This window comes from Pseudoxanthomonas sp., assembly GCF_035999195.1.
Classification (GTDB): Bacteria; Pseudomonadota; Gammaproteobacteria; order Xanthomonadales; family Xanthomonadaceae; genus Pseudoxanthomonas_A.
In genome coordinates this window covers 133,749-148,317 of sequence record NZ_DASYGY010000004.1, presented here as the reverse complement: position 1 = coordinate 148,317, position 14,569 = coordinate 133,749, and the positions used below count along the sequence as shown (strand labels likewise).

The following is a 14,569-nucleotide window of genomic DNA, read 5'->3' as shown; positions in this document are numbered from 1 at the left end:
GATGCCGGCCTCGCGCCGTGCTGCGATGGTACCAATTCAGCCCCATGCACAAGGATGCTCCCTTGCCTTCTTCTCCGTCCGCCACGCCGCAGTCCAATCCCTGGAAGGCGCCCGCGATCACCGCGCTGGTCCTGGTGCTGCTGGCGATGGCGATCCAGGGACAGGACGGCAACTGGGACCTGCGCAACTACCACCTCTATACGCCATCCGCGTTGCTGGACGGCCGCTATGGCCAGGACATCGCGGCCGCGCAGCTGCAGACCTGGCACAACCCGACGCTGGACGTTCCGTTCGCGTGGATGGTGCGCGCGGGCTTGCCTGGCTGGCTGGTTTCGCTGTGGCTGGGGCTGCATGCGTTCATCGCGGTGCTGTTCGCCCTGCGGCTGCTGGACCAGCTGTGGCCGCAACAGCGCGGCACGCTGCGAACGGCCATGGCCGGGCTGGCCGCCGTGGGTGGCGCGGCCGTGATGCCCAGCATCGGCACCACGTTCAACGATGCCTTCGTGGCGGCCGGCGTGATGGCGGGACTGTGGTGGGCCGTGGATTCGCAGGGCCGGCGCGGCGACTGGGCCACCTGGATGCCGGTGGGACTGTTCGCCGGGCTGGCCGCCGGCCTCAAGCTCACGGGTGCGATGTACTGCATCGGCTTCATCGGCGCCGCGCTGGTCGCCGGTCCGCTGCGTGGAGCGCCTGCGCGCCTGCTGGCGCTGGCGGTGGGCGGCATTGTGGGTGGGCTGCTGACGGCGGGCCCTTGGGCGCTGCATCTGTGGCAGACGCATGGCAATCCGCTGTTTCCCTACTTCAATGAGTGGTTCGCTTCGCCGGATGCGCTGCCGCATGGCCACAAGGACGTGCGCTTCGTGCCGCACGACCTGGACGCACTGCGGGCGCCTTTCCACCTGCTGATTGAAAGCACCCGCTTTTCCGAAAGCAGACTGGCCGATCCGCGCCTGCTGCTCGGTTTTTCCGCGCTTGCAGCCTGGTGGGTGACCGCATGGCGTGCGCGTGCCCAGCACGCGCGCGACATGGGCATGGTCCATGCGCTGCTGGTGTTCGTGCTGCTCAGCTTCGCGGTGTGGGTGACGCTGTACGGGATCTATCGGTACCTGTTCGCGCTGGAACTGGTCTGCTCGATCACGATCATCGGCATGCTGTCGCAGTGGCTGCCCCGACGCTTTCCCCGCACGGTGCTGGTGCTGTCGGCCTTGTTGATCGTAGGTGTCACCAATCGGCCCGGCTGGGGCCGCGAGTCCTTCAGCACGCCGATGGTGGAGGTCCGCCTGCCCGCCTTCCCACGCGACAGCCTGGTGGTGCTGGCGGAGGACAAACCCCTGGGTTACGCCGTGGCGCATCTGCCCGGTGACGTGCCGGCGATCTCGATCCACAACAATTTCATGACGCCGGAACGCTGCACCCGACTGCAGGCACGCGCCGAGCAACGCGTGCGGCAGCACACCGGGCCACTGTTCCTGCTCCGTGAAGTACCGGACTCCGCACCGCCCGCCGAGCACTACCACGCCTACGGGCTGGCGCTTGGCGGCGCGTGCCGCAACGTGCCGACCAACCTGAGCCGGCTCGAACTCTGTCCGCTGGTGCGTCGCTCGGCTACTCCGACGATCTGTCCCGCGCCAGCACCTGGTCGGTGATCAAGCGCAGGATCTCGTTCGAGCGGCGGTTGACGGTATCCAGGATCAGCCCCGTGGCCAAGGCCACGACGCCCACCAGGGTGAAGGCCACCGCCAGCACGGCGGTGGACGGATGCGTCACCAGGCCGGTCTGGGTGAATTCGTGGATGACGAAGGCGCCGAATCCCAATCCCGCCAGCACGCAGAGCAGCGACAGCACGCCGAAGAACAGCAGCGGACGCATGTCCTTGAACAGGAACAGGATGGTCTTCAACACCCGCATGCCATCACGGTACGTGTTGAGCTTGGACTCGCTGCCGTCGGGCCGCGTGCCGTACTCGATGGTGCGCTCGGACAGGACGAAGCCATTGGACAGTGCGAAGACCGTCATCTCCGTCTCGATCTCGAAGCCGCGGGACAACACCGGCATCGATTTCACGAAGCGCCGCGAGAACACCCGATAGCCCGACAGCACGTCGCGCACGGGATGCCCGAACAAGGCGCCGATGCAGCCGCGCACGAGGCGGTTGCCGAATCCATGGAAGCGGCGGAACGATGCATGGTCGTGCGACTCCAACCGCGTACCCACCACCATGTCGGCGCGTCCATCGGCCACATCCTGGATCAGCACCCGCGCGGACGCTGCCGGATAGGTGTCGTCGCCATCCGCCATCACGTAGATGTCGGCATCGACGTCGCGGAACATCGCGCGCACCACATTGCCTTTGCCCTTCGCCGACACCCGGCGCACGCGTGCGCCCGCCTGCGCGGCCAGATCGGCCGTGTCGTCCACGCTCGCATTGTCGAAGACCCACACCTCTGCCTCCGGCAGCGCGTGGCGGAAGTCCGCGACGACCTTCTGCACGGTCGGTGCCTCGTTGTGGCAGGGAATCAGGACCGCGATGCGCAAGGGGGATACCGTGACCGTTCGGGCGATGCGAATATTACACGGCGCCCATCGCCTCCGAGCCTCCTTCATTCGTACCATGCGCTCCTTCGATCACCCTCGCAGGGTCCTGCTGCGCGAAGGCGTGCGCTTCATCGCCGTCGGCCTGGCGCAACTGGTGCTCGACTGGCTGGTGTTTGTCGCCCTCACCGCGCTCGGCGTGCCGGTCGCGCCGGGCAACGTCGCTGGTCGCGTCAGCGGTGCGCTGCTGGGCTTCTGGTTAAACGGACGCGTGACGTTCGCGCGCGATGGCGCCCCGCGCCTGGGCTGGTGGCGCTTCGCCAAGTTTCTGCTGGTCTGGGTGCCCCTGACGATGGTCAGCACGATGGCGGTCGCATGGATGGCGGTGTCGCTGGGGCTGGCGCATGCCTGGCTGGCCAAGCCGCTGGTGGAAGGCGTGCTGGCCGTGGCGGCGTTCTTCCTCTGGCGGCACGTGGTCTATCGCTGACGCCGGCGCAGCGCGCGCCATGCGCACGATGCGTTGCCCAGAAAGTGGCGCGTTGGAGATGTGAGGCAATGCCGGCGTCACGAGGTCGTGCGCATGGCGCACGCTACGGATCGGCGATCCGGCATGGATGGTTTTTCATGAAACGCACACGACAAACGAAAACGCCGGCACGGGGCCGGCGTTCCGACAACGCGAGAACGTTGAACCTCAGTGCTTGAGGTTCTTGCGCAGGCGCTCCAGCGCGCTGAGCTGGGCGATGCTCATGGCCAGCTGGGCCTGGGCTTCTTCCACGCTCATCTTCGGGTCCTTGTGGGACAGCACGCGCTCGGCTTCTTCCTTGGCCTTGCGGACCTGCGCTTCGTCGATGTCGGTCGCGCGCACGGCGGTGTCCGCCAGCACAGTGACGACCTGCGGCTGCACCTCGAGGATGCCGCCGGAGATGGCGAAGTCCAGCTGCTCGCCACTGGCCAGCGTCACCACCACCTTGCCCGGCTTCAGGCGGGTGATCAGCGGCGCGTGCTTCGGCGCGATGCCGAGTTCGCCCAGCTCGCCGGTGGCGACGACCAGGGTGGCTTCACCGTGGAAGATCTCCTGTTCGGCACTGACGATGTCGCAACGGATGGTGCTCATGTATTCCTCACTGCGTTCGGAAGGTGATTCGTGATGGGTGATTCGTGGGCGGCAAGAGCATCGAACCCCGCCAACCCTCAATCGCCGCCCCTACGAATCACGAATCACTAATCACCAATCCCTGCGCTTACGCCTTCTCGGCGAGCTTCTTGGCCTTCTCGACCGCTTCTTCGATGCCGCCGACCATGTAGAACGCCTGCTCCGGCAGGTGGTCGTACTCGCCGTCGACGATCGCCTTGAAGCCGCGGATCGTGTCCTTCAGCGAGACGTACTTGCCCGGCGAGCCGGTGAACACTTCCGCCACGTGGAACGGCTGGCTGAAGAAGCGCTCGATCTTGCGGGCGCGCGACACGGCCTGCTTGTCTTCTTCGGACAGCTCGTCCATGCCGAGGATGGCGATGATGTCCTTCAGTTCCTTGTACTTCTGCAGCGTGGCCTGCACGCGGCGCGCGGTGTCGTAGTGCTCGTGGCCGATGACGTTCGGGTCCAGCTGGCGGCTGGTCGAGTCCAGCGGGTCCACGGCCGGGTAGATACCCAGCGACGCGATGTTGCGGCTCAGCACGACGGTCGCGTCCAGGTGGGCGAACGTGGTGGCCGGCGACGGATCGGTCAGGTCGTCCGCGGGCACGTACACGGCCTGGATCGAGGTGATCGAACCGGTCTTGGTCGAGGTGATGCGCTCCTGCAGCACGCCCATTTCCTCGGCCAGCGTCGGCTGGTAACCCACGGCCGACGGCATGCGGCCGAGCAGCGCCGACACTTCGGTACCGGCCAGCGTATAGCGGTAGATGTTGTCGACGAACAGCAGCACGTCCTTGCCCTTGCCGGACGCGTCCTTCTCGTCGCGGAAGTACTCGGCCATGGTCAGGCCGGTCAGCGCGACGCGCAGGCGGTTGCCCGGCGGCTCGTTCATCTGCCCGTACACCATCGCCACCTTGTCGAGGACGTTGGAGTCCTTCATCTCGTGGTAGAAGTCGTTGCCCTCGCGGGTACGCTCGCCCACGCCGGCGAACACGGACAGACCCGAGTGCGCCTTGGCGATGTTGTTGATCAGTTCCATCATGTTGACGGTCTTGCCCACGCCGGCGCCGCCGAACAGGCCGACCTTGCCGCCCTTGGCGAACGGGCACATCAGGTCGATGACCTTGATGCCGGTCTCCAGCAGGTCGGTGGCCGAGGACTGGTCTTCGTACGACGGGGCCGACCGGTGGATTTCCCAATGGTCGGAGGCCTGCACCGGACCGGCTTCGTCGATCGGGTTGCCCAGCACGTCCATGATGCGGCCCAGCGTGCCCGCGCCGACCGGCACCGAGATGGCCTTGTCGGTGTTCACGGCCACCAGGTTGCGCTTCAGGCCGTCGGTGGAACCGAGGGCGATGGTGCGCACGACGCCGTCGCCGAGCTGCTGCTGCACTTCCAGCGTGATGGCGGTGTTCTCCACCTTCAGCGCGTCGTACACCTTCGGCACTTCGTTGCGCGCGAATTCGACGTCAACCACCGCGCCGATGATCTGAACGATCTTGCCCTGACTCATGTTTGCTGCTCCGATTTAACTTGTTCGGTTGTGCGGCTGGGCCGCCCGTTGGATTACGTGGTGATTCGTGATTCGTGATGGGTGACTCGTCGAAGCGCGCTGCGCAGCTCTTACGAATCACGATTCACCAATCACCAATCACGGCTCTTACACCGCCGCCGCGCCGCCGACGATTTCGGAAATTTCCTGGGTGATCGCCGCCTGACGGGCCTTGTTGTAGACCAGCTGCAGGGTACCGATGAGCTTGCTGGCGTTGTCGCTGGCTGCCTTCATGGCCACCATGCGCGCCGCATGCTCGGACGCGATGTTCTCCAGCACGGCCTGGTACACCAGCGACTCGATGTAGCGCGTGATCACGTGGTCGAGCACGGTCTCGGCATCGGGTTCGTAGATGTAGTCCCAGTCGTGGTGCGCGACCTGCGTCTCCGACGCGGGCAGCGGCAGCAACTGGTCGAACGCGGCGCGCTGGGTCATGGTGTTGACGAAGTCGTTGTAGACGACGAACACGCGGTCCAGCTTGCCTTCGGTGTAGGCGTCCAGCATCACCTTGATCACGCCGATCAGCTGGTCCAGCTTGGGCGCGTCGCCCAGGTGGGACACGCTGGCCAGCATGTTGACCTTGACCCGGCGGAAGTACACCGAGGCCTTCTGGCCGATGGTGACCACGTCGACCTCGACGCCCTTCTCGTTCCACTGGCGGATCTCGCCGAGCATCTTGCGGAACAGGTTGTTGTTCAGGCCGCCGGCCAGGCCGCGGTCGGACGACACGATGATGAAGCCGACGCGCTTGACGTCCTGCCGTTCCACCATGAAGGGATGCTGGTAATCGGTGTTGGCCTGGGCCAGGTGGCCGATCACCTGCTTCATCGCGCGCGCGTACGGGCGCGAGGTCTTCATGCGGTCCTGCGCCTTGCGGATCTTGGAGGCCGAGACCATCTCGAGCGCGCGCGTCACCTTGCGGGTGTTCTGCACGCTCTTGATCTTGGTTTTGATTTCGCGTCCGCCTGCCATGTCTACTCGCTTCGCTCGCGGTGATTCGTGATTCGTGATGGGTGATTCGTGGGTCCCGCGATCCGCCGTTGCTCCTGCGAATCACGAATCACGAATCACATATCACGGCTTCATTACCAGGTGCCGGTCTGCTTGAACTCGGCGATGCCCTTCTTGAAGGCGCCTTCGATCTCGTCGTTCCAGTTGCCGGTGCTGTTGATCGTGTCGACCAGCGCGCCCTGGGTGTTGGTGAAGTGCGCGTGCAGCGCGTCTTCGAACGCCAGGATCTTGTTGACCGGCACGTCGTCCAGGTAACCCTCGTTGACGGCGTAGATGGACAGCGCCTGCAGGGCGATGGACATCGGCGCGTACTGCTTCTGCTTCATCAGCTCGGTGACGCGCTGGCCGCGCTCCAGCTGCTTGCGGGTGGCTTCGTCCAGGTCCGAGGCGAACTGCGCGAACGCGGCCAGCTCACGGTACTGGGCGAGCGAGATGCGGATGCCGCCCGACAGCTTCTTGATGATCTTGGTCTGGGCGGCGCCACCGACGCGCGACACCGAGATGCCGGCGTTCACGGCCGGGCGGATGCCGGCGTTGAACAGGTCGGTTTCCAGGAAGATCTGGCCGTCGGTGATCGAAATGACGTTGGTCGGCACGAACGCGGACACGTCGCCGGCCTGCGTTTCGATGATCGGCAGGGCGGTCAGCGAACCTGTCTTGCCGGTGACCTTGCCTTCGGTGAACTTCTCGACGTACTCCTCGGACACGCGCGCGGCGCGCTCGAGCAGGCGGGAGTGCAGGTAGAACACGTCGCCCGGGTAGGCTTCGCGGCCCGGCGGACGCTTCAGCAGCAGCGAGATCTGGCGGTAGGCCACGGCCTGCTTGGACAGGTCGTCGTACACGATCAGGGCGTCCTGGCCGCGGTCCATGAAGTACTCGCCCATGGTGCAGCCGGAGTAGGCGCTGATGTACTGCATCGCGGCCGACTCGGAGGCGGTGGCGGCGACGACCACGGTGTGGGCCAGCGCGCCGTTCTCTTCCAGCTTGCGCACGATGTTGGCCACGGTCGAGGCCTTCTGGCCGATCGCGACGTACACGCACTTGATGCCGGTGCCCTTCTGGTTGATCACGGCGTCGATGGCCATCGCGGTCTTGCCGGTCTGGCGGTCGCCGATGATCAGCTCGCGCTGGCCGCGGCCGATCGGGATCATCGCGTCGACCGACTTGTAACCGGTCTGCACCGGCTGGTCGACCGACTTGCGCCAGATCACGCCCGGGGCCACGCGCTCCACCGGCGCGGTCAGCGAGGTGCCCAGCGGGCCCTTGCCGTCGATCGGCTCGCCCAGCGCGTTCACCACGCGGCCGAGCATTTCCGGACCGACCGGCACTTCCAGGATGCGGCCGGTGGTCTTGGCCACGTCGCCTTCGCGCAGGTGCTCGTAGTCGCCCAGGACCACGGCGCCGACCGAATCGCGCTCCAGGTTCAGCGCCAGCGCGTAGGTGTTGTTCGGCAGCTCGATCATTTCGCCCTGCATCACGTCGGCCAGGCCGAAGATGCGCACGATGCCGTCGGACACGCTGGTGACCGTGCCTTCGTTGCGCGACTCCGCGGCCAGCTTGACCTTCTCGATACGGGTCTTGATCAGGTCGCTGATTTCAGAGGGGTTGAGCGTGGTAGCCATGGGTAAGTCCTGTGTGCCGGCTCGCGCGCGGCGGTTCAATGGGAATTCAGTGCGTCAACGCGGACTGCAGGCGCGCCAGCTTGCCTTTCAGCGAGCCGTCGATCACCACGCTGCCGGCATCGATCACGGCGCCGCCGATCAGCGAGGCGTCGACCGCCGTCTCGACCTCGACCTCGCGGCCGAAGCGCTTCTTCAGCGCGGCCTTGATCACGTCGAGTTCGCCGGCGGGCAGGTCCGTGGCGGAGGTGACTTTCGCCTTCACGACATGCTCGGCCTCGGCGCGCAGCTCCTCGAACAGTCCGGCGATTTCCGGCAGCTGCGGCAGGCGGCGCGCATCGGCGAGGATGCCCAGGAAGCGGGTGAACGCCTCGCTCGCGCCTTCCGGCGCCAGTAGCGCGACCGCCTCGGCCGGCAGCAGCTGCGGGTTGGGCAGCAGCGCGGCCACGCGCGGATCCGCCGCGACATGCGCGGCGAAATCCAGCGCCTGCGACCAGGCGGCGAGGTGGCCTTCGTCGCGCGCCGTCGCAAAGGCGGCGCGGGCGTAGGGGCGGGCGACAGTCAGGGCCTGGCTCATCGATCGGATCGTCCGGATCAGATTTCGGCGGCGAGTTCGTCGAGCAGCGCCTTGTGGGCGTTGGCGTCGATCTCGCGCTTCAACAGCTTCTCGGCACCGCTGACGGCCAGCGCGGACACCTGCTTGCGCAGGTCCTCGCGGGCACGCGTGGCGGCGGCGTCGATCTCGGCCTGCGCCAGTTCCTTCTGGCGGTTGGCTTCGGCGATCGCTTCGTTCTTGGCCGCATCGACGATCTGGTTGGCGCGCGCGTGGGCCTGGTCGATGATCTCGTTGGCCTTGACGCGGGCTTCCTTCAACGCCTCGTTGACCTTTTCCTGGGCCTGGGCCAGGTCCTTCTGGCTGCGGTCGGCCGCAGCGAGACCTTCGGCGATCTTCTGCTGGCGTTCTTCGATGGCAGCCAGCAGCGGCGGCCAGATTTTGGTCGCAATGATCCAGATCAGGCCGGCGAAGGCCAGCGCCTGGGCGAACAGAGTGAGATTGATATTCATCGTAAACCTGCCGGTGATGAAGGGCCCGCGCACGTCGCGCCGGCCCAGCTACGCCTGGTGACTGACCGCGGGCCGGAGCGCGCGGTCAGGCGTGCACGCGACGGATCAGCCCGCCAGCTTGGCCAGCTGCTCGGTGAAGATCGTGATGAACGGGCTGGCGAAGGCAAACAGCAGGCCGACGGCGACCGAGATGATGAACGCGGCGTCGATCAGGCCGGCGGTGATGAACATGCGCACCTGCAGGACCGGGATCAGTTCCGGCTGGCGGGCAGCCGATTCCAGGAACTTGCCGGCCATGATGGCCAGACCCAGACCGGCGCCCAGCGCGGCCAGGCCGATCATGATGCCGATGGCGAGGGCGGTCGAAGCCTGGACCTGGGCGAGGTTGGTGAGGATGCTTTCCATGGTGATCTCCGGAACTAAGTGCTTGAAAGGTGGATGGTACGAAGGGAACGGTGAAGCGGAAACGTTAGTGGCTGTCTTCCGACAAGCTGAGGTAGACGATCGACAGCATCATGAAGATGAAGGCCTGCAGCGGAATGACCAGCAGGTGGAACAGCATCCAGCCGAGGCCGAACGTTGCGCCGCCGAGCATGCCGAGGATGCCCGCGCCGCCCAGCACCCAGATCAGCAGGAAGACGATCTCGCCGCCGAACATGTTGCCGAACAGTCGCATCGCCAGCGAGATGGGCTTGCTGACCCATTCGACGATGTTGAGGATCAGGTTGAACGGCATCATCCACTTGCCGAACGGCGCCGTCAGGAATTCGTGCGCGAAGCCGCCCAGGCCCTTCGAGCGGAAGGCGAACACCAGCATCAGGAAGAACACGCTGATCGACATGCCGAGGGTGGCGTTGACGTCGGCGGTCGGGACCGGCTTCCAGTAGTGCACGCCCATCAGTTCGAGCGGCTTGGCGATGAAGTCGGCCGGGATCATCTTCAGCAGGTTCATCATCAGGATCCAGAAGAAGATGGTGATCGCGATGGGCGTCACCAGCTTGCTGGTCCCGTGGTAGGTGTCGCGGGCCTGCTTGTCGACGAACTCGAGCATGATCTCGACGAAGGCCTGCCACTTGCCCGGCACGCCGGCGGTCGCCTTGCGGGTGGCCAGCCAGAAGGCGAACACGATGACCAGGCCCATCAGCACGGCGGTCACGAAGGTGTCGACGTTGATCGTCCAGAACGGACCCTCACCGCCCACCTGGGCCGTGAGGTTCTTCAGGTGGTGCTGGATGTAGCTGGTGGGAGTCAGAGCTTCGCCCGCCATGAGTCGGAAACCTTTCTAGTTGGGTTATCGCTGCTTGCCGGTCGCGACCAGCACCTGTGCCACCAGTCCGGTGATCACGCCCGCCAGCAGAGGCAGCGGAGGCAGCTTGTACAGCCCCGCGCCAACGACCAGCACACCGATCACCACGACCCACTTCACCACCATCCCCGCGACCAGCCTCAGCACCGCCGAAACGGCCCCGAGTACGCCACCGCCGAAGGCCATCCAGGCCGCCAGCAGCGCACCGGCCACGATCGCCAGCCCTCCGACCGCCGCCGCGACCGCCTGGGGCACGCCCCGGAGCAGGAACAGCAGCGCGACCAGCAGTACCGCCCCCGTCTGCCAGACAGCGGCGCGCAACACTAGCCGCCGGCCCGTAGCGACGGAATTCTGCACACGAAAGCCCTACGGAATTGGCGGGTAAGAGGCAGTAAAGCGCCTCGCCGAGCCGCAAAAGTATAGCAGCGGGACAATTTCCGGGACAACCGCCAAAGGTCGAAAACCGGGCGTACGCCCGCGATCCGGCCGCATCCCTTGCCCTGCCTGCGTGTAACCGTTTCCCCTGTTCAGAATTTTCCCGGGAATTTTCCGGAACTTTGATGGACACTCCCTGTCAGTGGTGTGCAAGGCCTGCTGCTCAACTTCCTCGTCCGATGCTCCGCCACAGGCCTTCCACGAAGCCCCGGCTGCCCCCGGGGCTTCACTTTTTCCGGAGCCCGCGCCTCGCGCGCTCGAATCGCCGTGACGGCGCCGTTCATGCAATTCACCCGTTGTCGACCTGCGACGGGCGAGGGTTGAAAGACCCCCACCCCTGCATGGAGCACGCCGTGACACGGCCCCGCACGTCCCTTATCGCTTCCGCCCTCATCGCTTCACTGCCCCTGGCCGGCTTCGCCTTCACCGGCCAGGCGCAGGACTTCACCGACGACGCCCGTTTCGACATCCGCCTGTCGGCGTTCAACCCCGAAGCCAACATCCGTTTCGACGGCACCGGCACCGCCACCGACGGTGAGCGCTCGGAAGACCTGGCCGCCGCCGGCAGCATCGACTCCGACGGCCGCTGGCGCCCGCGCGGCGAGATCGCCTTCCACATGACGCCGCGCCAGTCGCTGCGCATGAACTACTACGACTATCGCCGCAACCAGTCGTGGAACTTCGACGGCGACTGGATCGACCCGGGCAACATCTTCGAAGAGGTCGAGATCCCCGGCGAACCGGTCGAGATTCCCGCCATCGACGTCGATGGCCGCCTGAGCTTCGAGCTGGCCAGCCTGAACTACGAGTTCGCCGTGGTCGACACCCCGCGGTTCCAGTGGGGACTCGGGCTGGGGGTCACCCATGCCATCCTGGAAGCCCGGGGCACGGGCACCAGTACCGGTACCGACGAGGTGGATCCGCAGTGGGAGTCGTTCCGCTGGAAGAAGGACGGCACCTCGCCCAACCTGCATACCCGGGTCAGCTGGGCCGCCACGCCCCGCCTGCGCGTGGAGGCCCAGGCGCAGTACCTCGATACCCGCTGGGGCGACTTCATCGACGAACGCGGTCATTTCGAACGGGGCGGCCTGCTGGTCGAGTACCTGGTCACCGAGCGCCTGGGCATTCACGTGGGCTATGACTGGTTCCGCCTGAAGCTGGGCAACGACTACACGGGCTCCTTCGACGCGCCGCCTGAGTCCGGTGTCGGCACCGTGGACGTCGCCGGCAGGCTCACCGGCCAGTTCAAGGTCCACGGCCCGATGGCGGGCGTCACGTTCCGCTTCTGATTGCCCTGGACAATAGGTCCTGCTTATCGCTTCAAGCAGAACCTTTCATTGGACGGCACGCGCGGGGCGCCCATACTTGAGATCAGTTCTCATCTGGAGCCCCGCCGTGAACAAGACCCTGAGCTTCGCGATGCTGCATTTCGCGGTCGCCTTCACCCTGGGCTACCTGTTCACCGGCAGCCTGCTGGTGGGTGGCGCGCTGGCCCTGATCGAGCCGGCCTGCAACACGGTCGTCTTCCACTTCCATGAAAAGGTGTGGAAGCGAATCGAGGCGCGGCGGGCCCTGCGGGCCGCCCCGTTGCCGGCCTGATCGGCGCACCAACGAAAAAGGCCACGCATCCGCGTGGCCTTTTTCTTTTTGAACGTCCCGAACGGCTTACTTCTTCTTCGGGATGTACAGGTCGGTGATGGTGCCTTCGTAGACTTCGGCCGCCATCGCCACCGTCTCGCCAAGCGTCGGGTGCGGATGGATGGTGGCACCGATGTCGCCGGCTTCCGCGCCCATCTCGATGGCCAGCGCCAGCTCGCTGATCAGGTCGCCCGCGTGCACGCCGGCGATGCCGGCGCCGATGATGCGGTGGGTGTGTTCGTCGAAGATGAGCTTGGTGAAGCCTTCGCCGCGACCGATGCCGACCGCGCGCGCCGACGCCACCCACGGGAACTTGCCCACGCCGATCTTCAGGCCCTTGGCCCTGGCTTCGGTCTCGGTCACGCCGACCCACGCGATCTCCGGATCGGTATAGGCCACCGACGGGATCACCCGCGCCACCCACTCCTTCTTCTCGCCGGCCGCCACTTCCGCCGCCAGCTTGCCCTCGTGCGTGGCCTTGTGCGCCAGCATCGGCTGCCCGACCAGGTCGCCGATGGCGAAGATGTGCGGCACGTTGGTGCGCATCTGCGCATCCACCGGAATGAAGCCGCGGTCGGTGACGGTGACACCGGCCTTGTCGGCATCGAGCTTGCCGCCGTTCGGCGAACGGCCCACGGCGACCAGCACGCGGTCCCAGGTGCCCGACTCCAGCTCCGGCTTCTGGCCTTCGGTGGCGCTCTCGAAGTGCACGGTGATGCCCTTCTTCGACGCTTCGACCCTGGCGGCCTTGGTCTTCAGCTGGATGATCACGCCCTGCTTCTTCAGGCGGTCGGCCAGCGGCTTCACCAGGTCCTTGTCGGCGCCCGGCATCAGCTGGTCCATGAACTCGACCACGGTCACTTCGGCGCCCAGCGCGCGATACACCGTCGCCATTTCCAGGCCGATGATGCCGCCGCCGACGACGAGCAGCTTCTTCGGCACCTCGGCCAGCTGCAGCGCGTCGGTGGAATCCATCACGCGCAGGTCGTCCCACGGGAAGTTCGGCAGCTTCACCGCCTGCGAACCGGCGGCGATGATGCACTGCTCGAAGCGCAGCAGCTGCGTCTTGCCGTCGCTGCCAACGATCTCGAGTTCGTTCGGCGAGACGAACTTCGCCACGCCGGTCACCGTGCGCACCTTGCGCTGCTTGGCCATGCCGGCCAGGCCCTTGGTGAACTGGCCGACCACCTTGTCCTGCTTGAAGCCGCGCAGCTTGTCGAGGTCGATCTTCGGCTTGCCGAAGCTGATGCCGATGTCGTCGGAGTGCGAGGCTTCATCGATCAGGGCGGCCGCATGCAGCAGCGCCTTGGACGGGATGCAGCCGACGTTGAGGCAGACGCCGCCCAGCGCGTCGTAGCGCTCGATCAGCACCGTATCCAGACCCAGGTCGGCCGCGCGGAACGCCGCCGTGTAACCGCCCGGACCGGAACCGATCACCACGATGCGGCATTCGATGTCGGCCGGCTTGCCGGTGCCCAGCGCCGGCTTCGGCGCCGAGGTCGCGGGTGCGGCGGGCGCGGCCGGCGACGGCGCCACCGGGGCGGCCTTGGCCGGCGCCGAGGCTGCGGCGCCCTCGCCTTCGATGATCGCCACCAGGCTGCCCTCGGCCAGTTCGTCGCCGAGCTTGACCTTGATCTCCCTGATGACGCCGGCGGCCGGCGACGGCACTTCCATCGTCGCCTTGTCCGATTCCAGCGTCACAAGGCCCTGATCCTTCTTCACCGTATCGCCCACGGCGACCAGGATTTCGATGACCGGCACGCCGTCGTAGTCGCCGATGTCGGGCACCTTGGCCTCGATCAGGCCACCACCGCCGGACGGTGCGGGTGCAGCGGCGGCCGGCGCGGCAGGCGCCGATGCCGAAGGCGACGCAGACGCGCCCCTTCCCCCGCTCGCGGGGGAAGGCGGGGATGGGGGCGAAGCGGCCGCTGCCGCCGGTGCGGGCGCGGACGCAGCGGCGCCCTCCGCTTCCAGCACCGCCACGACGCTGCCCTCGGACAGCGTGTCACCCAGCTTGACCTTGAGTTCCTTCACCACGCCGGCCGCCGAGGACGGCACTTCCAGCGTGGCCTTGTCCGATTCCAGCGTCACCAGGCCCTGGTCCTTCTTCACCGTATCGCCGACGGCAACCAGGATTTCGATGACCGGCACATCGCTGTAATCGCCGATATCGGGGACTTTGACTTCGATCGTGTTTGCCATACCACTCTCTTTCGTAGGGTGGGCCTGGGCCCACCGTGGTTGGTTCGGGTCGGTGGGCCGGGGCCCACCCT

Annotated in this window: 15 protein-coding genes; 4 read left to right on the top strand and 11 right to left on the bottom strand. The window is 66.3% G+C overall.

The features are described 5' to 3' along the window. The first annotated feature begins 62 nt into the window (after positions 1–62). Positions 63–1,646 carry a glycosyltransferase family 87 protein gene (locus tag VGN58_RS01365; RefSeq protein WP_327480882.1) on the top strand — a complete coding sequence of 528 codons (1,584 nt, stop codon included), beginning with the start codon at positions 63–65 and terminating at the stop codon, positions 1,644–1,646. Here VGN58_RS01365 and VGN58_RS01360 read toward each other — a convergent pair. Further along, a complete protein-coding gene (locus VGN58_RS01360; protein ID WP_327480880.1) occupies positions 1,606–2,535 on the bottom strand; it encodes a glycosyltransferase family 2 protein in 930 nt (309 codons plus the stop codon). The two genes, VGN58_RS01365 and VGN58_RS01360, sit on opposite strands and share 41 nt — an antisense overlap. A gap of 76 nt (positions 2,536–2,611) precedes the next feature. On the opposite strand from VGN58_RS01360, the gene VGN58_RS01355 reads away from it, so the two are divergent. Beyond that, positions 2,612–3,019, top strand: a complete 408-nt coding sequence (locus VGN58_RS01355) for a GtrA family protein (RefSeq protein ID WP_327480879.1) — start codon at positions 2,612–2,614, stop codon at positions 3,017–3,019. A gap of 207 nt (positions 3,020–3,226) precedes the next feature. Here VGN58_RS01355 and VGN58_RS01350 read toward each other — a convergent pair whose 3' ends face one another. The 9 genes from VGN58_RS01350 to VGN58_RS01310 all read right to left on the bottom strand — a co-directional run bounded on the left by VGN58_RS01350 (position 3,227) and on the right by VGN58_RS01310 (position 10,547). Further along, on the bottom strand, positions 3,227–3,649 hold the full coding sequence (locus VGN58_RS01350; protein ID WP_093489858.1) for a F0F1 ATP synthase subunit epsilon: 423 nt from the start codon (positions 3,647–3,649) through the stop codon (positions 3,227–3,229). Between the two features lie 127 nt (positions 3,650–3,776). Beyond that, complete coding sequence (gene atpD / locus VGN58_RS01345) at positions 3,777–5,183, bottom strand: F0F1 ATP synthase subunit beta (RefSeq protein WP_327480875.1); 1,407 nt, start codon at positions 5,181–5,183, stop codon at positions 3,777–3,779. A 147-nt stretch (positions 5,184–5,330) separates the two neighbouring features. Then, a complete protein-coding gene (atpG, locus tag VGN58_RS01340; RefSeq protein ID WP_327480873.1) occupies positions 5,331–6,194 on the bottom strand; it encodes a F0F1 ATP synthase subunit gamma in 864 nt (287 codons plus the stop codon). A gap of 113 nt (positions 6,195–6,307) precedes the next feature. Then, positions 6,308–7,855 carry a F0F1 ATP synthase subunit alpha gene (atpA, locus tag VGN58_RS01335; RefSeq protein WP_327480871.1) on the bottom strand — a complete coding sequence of 516 codons (1,548 nt, stop codon included), beginning with the start codon at positions 7,853–7,855 and terminating at the stop codon, positions 6,308–6,310. A 46-nt stretch (positions 7,856–7,901) separates the two neighbouring features. Next, the gene (locus VGN58_RS01330; protein WP_327480869.1) at positions 7,902–8,429 is read right to left on the bottom strand and encodes a F0F1 ATP synthase subunit delta; all 528 of its coding nucleotides are present in this window, start codon (positions 8,427–8,429) and stop codon (positions 7,902–7,904) included. Between the two features lie 17 nt (positions 8,430–8,446). Continuing rightward, the gene (locus VGN58_RS01325) at positions 8,447–8,917 is read right to left on the bottom strand and encodes a F0F1 ATP synthase subunit B (RefSeq protein ID WP_327480867.1); all 471 of its coding nucleotides are present in this window, start codon (positions 8,915–8,917) and stop codon (positions 8,447–8,449) included. A 105-nt stretch (positions 8,918–9,022) separates the two neighbouring features. Continuing rightward, positions 9,023–9,322 carry a F0F1 ATP synthase subunit C gene (gene atpE, locus VGN58_RS01320; protein ID WP_055939490.1) on the bottom strand — a complete coding sequence of 100 codons (300 nt, stop codon included), beginning with the start codon at positions 9,320–9,322 and terminating at the stop codon, positions 9,023–9,025. Between the two features lie 64 nt (positions 9,323–9,386). Beyond that, entirely contained in the window at positions 9,387–10,184 is a 798-nt protein-coding gene (gene atpB, locus VGN58_RS01315; RefSeq protein WP_327480865.1) for a F0F1 ATP synthase subunit A, read from the bottom strand. Between the two features lie 24 nt (positions 10,185–10,208). Continuing rightward, the gene (locus VGN58_RS01310; RefSeq protein WP_414710740.1) at positions 10,209–10,547 is read right to left on the bottom strand and encodes a hypothetical protein; all 339 of its coding nucleotides are present in this window, start codon (positions 10,545–10,547) and stop codon (positions 10,209–10,211) included. Between the two features lie 464 nt (positions 10,548–11,011). On the opposite strand from VGN58_RS01310, the gene VGN58_RS01305 reads away from it, so the two are divergent. After that, positions 11,012–11,947: a hypothetical protein gene (locus tag VGN58_RS01305; protein WP_327480861.1), complete on the top strand. Its 936-nt coding sequence runs from the start codon at positions 11,012–11,014 to the stop codon at positions 11,945–11,947. Between the two features lie 106 nt (positions 11,948–12,053). Continuing rightward, positions 12,054–12,257, top strand: a complete 204-nt coding sequence (locus VGN58_RS01300) for a DUF2061 domain-containing protein (protein ID WP_327480860.1) — start codon at positions 12,054–12,056, stop codon at positions 12,255–12,257. Between the two features lie 66 nt (positions 12,258–12,323). Here VGN58_RS01300 and lpdA read toward each other — a convergent pair whose 3' ends face one another. Beyond that, complete coding sequence (gene lpdA / locus VGN58_RS01295) at positions 12,324–14,498, bottom strand: dihydrolipoyl dehydrogenase (protein WP_327480858.1); 2,175 nt, start codon at positions 14,496–14,498, stop codon at positions 12,324–12,326. Between the last annotated feature and the right edge of the window lie 71 nt (positions 14,499–14,569).

Coding starts and splice junctions, on each gene's coding strand:
- atpD (WP_327480875.1), bottom strand. CDS start 5,183: ATGAGTCAGGGCAAGATCGTTCAGATCATCGGCGCGGTGGTTGACGTC.
- atpB (WP_327480865.1), bottom strand. CDS start 10,184: ATGGCGGGCGAAGCTCTGACTCCCACCAGCTACATCCAGCACCACCTG.
- atpE (WP_055939490.1), bottom strand. CDS start 9,322: ATGGAAAGCATCCTCACCAACCTCGCCCAGGTCCAGGCTTCGACCGCC.
- lpdA (WP_327480858.1), bottom strand. CDS start 14,498: ATGGCAAACACGATCGAAGTCAAAGTCCCCGATATCGGCGATTACAGC.
- VGN58_RS01355 (WP_327480879.1), top strand. CDS start 2,612: ATGCGCTCCTTCGATCACCCTCGCAGGGTCCTGCTGCGCGAAGGCGTG.
- VGN58_RS01330 (WP_327480869.1), bottom strand. CDS start 8,429: ATGAGCCAGGCCCTGACTGTCGCCCGCCCCTACGCCCGCGCCGCCTTT.
- VGN58_RS01350 (WP_093489858.1), bottom strand. CDS start 3,649: ATGAGCACCATCCGTTGCGACATCGTCAGTGCCGAACAGGAGATCTTC.
- atpA (WP_327480871.1), bottom strand. CDS start 7,855: ATGGCTACCACGCTCAACCCCTCTGAAATCAGCGACCTGATCAAGACC.
- atpG (WP_327480873.1), bottom strand. CDS start 6,194: ATGGCAGGCGGACGCGAAATCAAAACCAAGATCAAGAGCGTGCAGAAC.
- VGN58_RS01325 (WP_327480867.1), bottom strand. CDS start 8,917: ATGAATATCAATCTCACTCTGTTCGCCCAGGCGCTGGCCTTCGCCGGC.